At 68.2% G+C, this 2,756-nt stretch carries 3 protein-coding genes and 1 pseudogene; 2 read left to right on the forward strand and 2 right to left on the reverse strand.

The features are described from left to right. Together BIU82_RS11830 and BIU82_RS11835 are read left to right on the forward strand one after the other, a co-directional pair. A pseudogene (locus BIU82_RS11830) lies at nt 1-212 on the forward strand (ABC transporter permease); the annotation flags it as partial. 10 nt (nt 213-222) lie between these two features. Continuing rightward, entirely contained in the window at nt 223-1,152 is a 930-nt protein-coding gene (locus tag BIU82_RS11835; protein ID WP_070349673.1) for an ATP-binding cassette domain-containing protein, read from the forward strand. Between the two features lie 25 nt (nt 1,153-1,177). Here BIU82_RS11835 and BIU82_RS11840 read toward each other — a convergent pair whose 3' ends face one another. Both BIU82_RS11840 and BIU82_RS11845 read right to left on the reverse strand, forming a co-directional pair. Continuing rightward, on the reverse strand, nt 1,178-2,185 hold the full coding sequence (locus BIU82_RS11840; protein ID WP_070349674.1) for a LacI family DNA-binding transcriptional regulator: 1,008 nt from the start codon (nt 2,183-2,185) through the stop codon (nt 1,178-1,180). A gap of 21 nt (nt 2,186-2,206) precedes the next feature. After that, nucleotides 2,207-2,756, reverse strand: a 550-nt coding sequence (locus tag BIU82_RS11845) for an MFS transporter (protein WP_139146594.1), incomplete at its 5' end; no start/stop codon positions are given.

Consider the following 2,756-nt stretch of genomic DNA (forward strand, 5'->3'; position numbering starts at 1 on the left):
TCGCCGCGGTGATCGGCGGCTGCCTGCTCACCGGCGGCTACGGCTCGGCGGTGGGCGGCGCGATCGGCGCGTTCATCTTCGGCATGGCCAACAAGGGCATCGTGTACGCGCAGTGGAACCCGGACTGGTTCAAGTTCTTCCTGGGCCTCATGCTCCTGCTGGCCACGATCGTCAACCTCATCGTCAAACGCCGCGCGGACGCGAGCAAGTAGGAGGGCCGCCATGACCGAGAACATCCCCGCGAAGGCTGAGCACATTTCCAACAAGACGTTGCTGGCCGATGAAACCGATCCGCTGACCGACCGTCCCGTGCACCTGCTCAAGCTGGACAAAGTGGCAAAGCACTACGGCAACATCATCGCCCTGACGGACGTGACCATGGCCGTGGACAACGGCCGCGTCACCTGTGTGCTGGGAGACAACGGCGCCGGCAAGTCCACGCTGATCAAGATCATTGCCGGCCGCCACCAGCACACCCACGGCACGTTCACCATCATGGGCGAAGAGCGCAAGCTCAACAGTCCGCGCGAGGCGCTGGATTCGGGCATCGCCGCGGTGTATCAGGACCTTGCCGTGGTTCCGCTCATGCCGATCTGGCGGAACTTCTTCCTGGGTTCGGAGCTCACCACCGGTTTCGGTCCCTTCAAGCGCCTGGACGTCCAGCGCATGAAGGACATCACCAAGAAGGAACTGGCAGACATGGGCATCGACCTGCGCGATGTGGAACAGCCGATCGGCCAGCTCTCCGGCGGTGAACGCCAGTGCGTCGCCATTGCCCGTGCTGTCTACTTCGGTGCCAAGGTGCTGATCCTGGACGAGCCGACGGCGGCACTCGGCGTGAAGCAGTCCGGCGTGGTGCTGCGGTACATCCTGCAGGCCCGCGACCGCGGCCTGGGCGTCATCTTCATTACCCACAACCCGCACCATGCCTACCCTGTGGGCGACCGTTTCCTGCTGCTCAAGCGCGGCAAGAGCATCGGCTACTACGACAAGAAGGACATCACCCTCGAAGAGCTCACCGCCCAGATGGCCGGCGGCGCCGAGCTGGCCGAGCTTGCCCACGAGCTCGAACAGCTCGGCGGCCATTCCGAACAGCTCAAGGAAGTGAAGGCCGAAGTGGCGGGGGTAGCCGAAGCCGCGCCGAAAGCCTGACGCCGCCAGGGCGCCGCCGGCCGCGCTATCGCACCGCGACAGACGAACGCTCCACCACGGTGGGCCCGAGCAGGGTCCGCCGCGGTGGGGCGTCCGGCGATTCCAGGCGAGAGAGGACCATCCTGGCCGACTCCGCACCGATCTCCCGGTTGTGCGGATCCACGCTGCTGAGCCGGAGGTATTCATAGGCGGCCAGCGGTGAGTTGTCGTAGCCGATCAGCGAGACCCGCTCCGGCACGGACAGCCCGGAGTCCCGCAGCGCGGCCAGGGCTCCTGCCGCCATGAGGTCGTTGGCGGCGAAGACCGCGTCCGGTTCCGGGACGGCGGCGAGGGCCTGCTGCATGCCCCGGAAGCCGTCGGCCTCATCCGTCCCGCCATCCGTGCCGAACACCAAAGGTTCCCGTCCGGCGTCGGACATGGCGTCCCGGTACCCCCGGCGCCGGTGCGCGGCAGGCTCGCCGGTCCCGCTGAGGTGGACGATGCTCCGGTGCCCGGCCGCGAGGAGGTGTTCGGCCGCCATCCTGCCGCCGGCGCCGTCGTCGCTGGTCACGACGTCGGCCTCCAGGTGCGCGCTGAGGCCGCGTGATCCGGCGACCACCAGCGGAACCCGGGCGTTGCGCAGCATGTCCACCGGCGCTTCGGCCGCGATCACCAGGGCGTCCACGTGCTGGGCCAGGAAGCCGTCCACGGGGTTCCGCCCGCTGGCGGTTTCCAGCCGCAGGTCGGCCACCGCCACGGTGAAACCGGCCGGGTCCAGCACGGAACGGAGCCCCGAGAGCAGCTCCACGAACCAGGGGTTGCGGAAATCGTCGATCAGCAGGCCCACCGAGTTGGTGCGCTGGCTGGCCAGGGCGCTCGCGGCCCGGCTGGGGCGATAGCCGAGTTCGGCAATGGCCGCCTTGACGGCCTCCCGTTTGGCCTCGGCCACGTGCGGAGCGTTGCGCAGCACCAGCGAGACCAGGGACTTTGAGACGCCGGCCTGCCGTGCGACGTCGTAAATGGTGGGCCTTGTGGGCTTGCTGCTTCCGCTCATGGTGTCCCTATCGTAGCGAGCTCAGCCTTTCCTGCCGCTGACTTCGCTTCCGGCATCCCGCGGCAGGAACAGGCTGTCCGCCACGCTGGCGAGCATGAGCACCCCGACGGCGGCCAGGGCAAAGCGGTATGGCACGGCGGGGTCTGCCGCGGCGGGGAAGGACGCGGAGGCCAGGCGGATGAGGAGTGCGCCCACGGCCACGCCAAGGACATGCGCGAGCTGCACCAGGGTGTTGGCGATGGCGTTGGCGCTGCCCAGCGACGCGGCGGGCACCTCGGCGTACTGCAGGTTCATATACGCCGAGAATCCGATGGACCGGAAGATTCCGGACAGCAGCAGGAGGCCGGCGATCAGCACGGCGGGCGTGGCCGGGCTGATGAATGCGCATGCTGCGAATGTCGCAGCGGAGCCGACGGCGGCCAGCACCAGGATCCGCTTGAAGCCGAAGCGCCGGATCAGGGGAGTGGTGGCGGGCTTGATCCCGATGTTGCCGATGAAGACGGCGGTGACCAGGAGGCCGCTGTAGACGGGGTCCCAGCCGAAACCGGCCTGGAACATCAGGGGCAGCAGG

Source organism: Arthrobacter sp. SW1 (assembly GCF_001766675.1).
Classification (GTDB): Bacteria; Actinomycetota; Actinomycetes; order Actinomycetales; family Micrococcaceae; genus Arthrobacter.

Bases quoted from the DNA above. Each gene is read 5' to 3' on its own strand.
- BIU82_RS11835 (WP_070349673.1), top strand. From the start codon at position 223: ATGACCGAGAACATCCCCGCGAAGGCTGAGCACATTTCCAACAAGACG.
- BIU82_RS11840 (WP_070349674.1), bottom strand. From the start codon at position 2,185: ATGAGCGGAAGCAGCAAGCCCACAAGGCCCACCATTTACGACGTCGCA.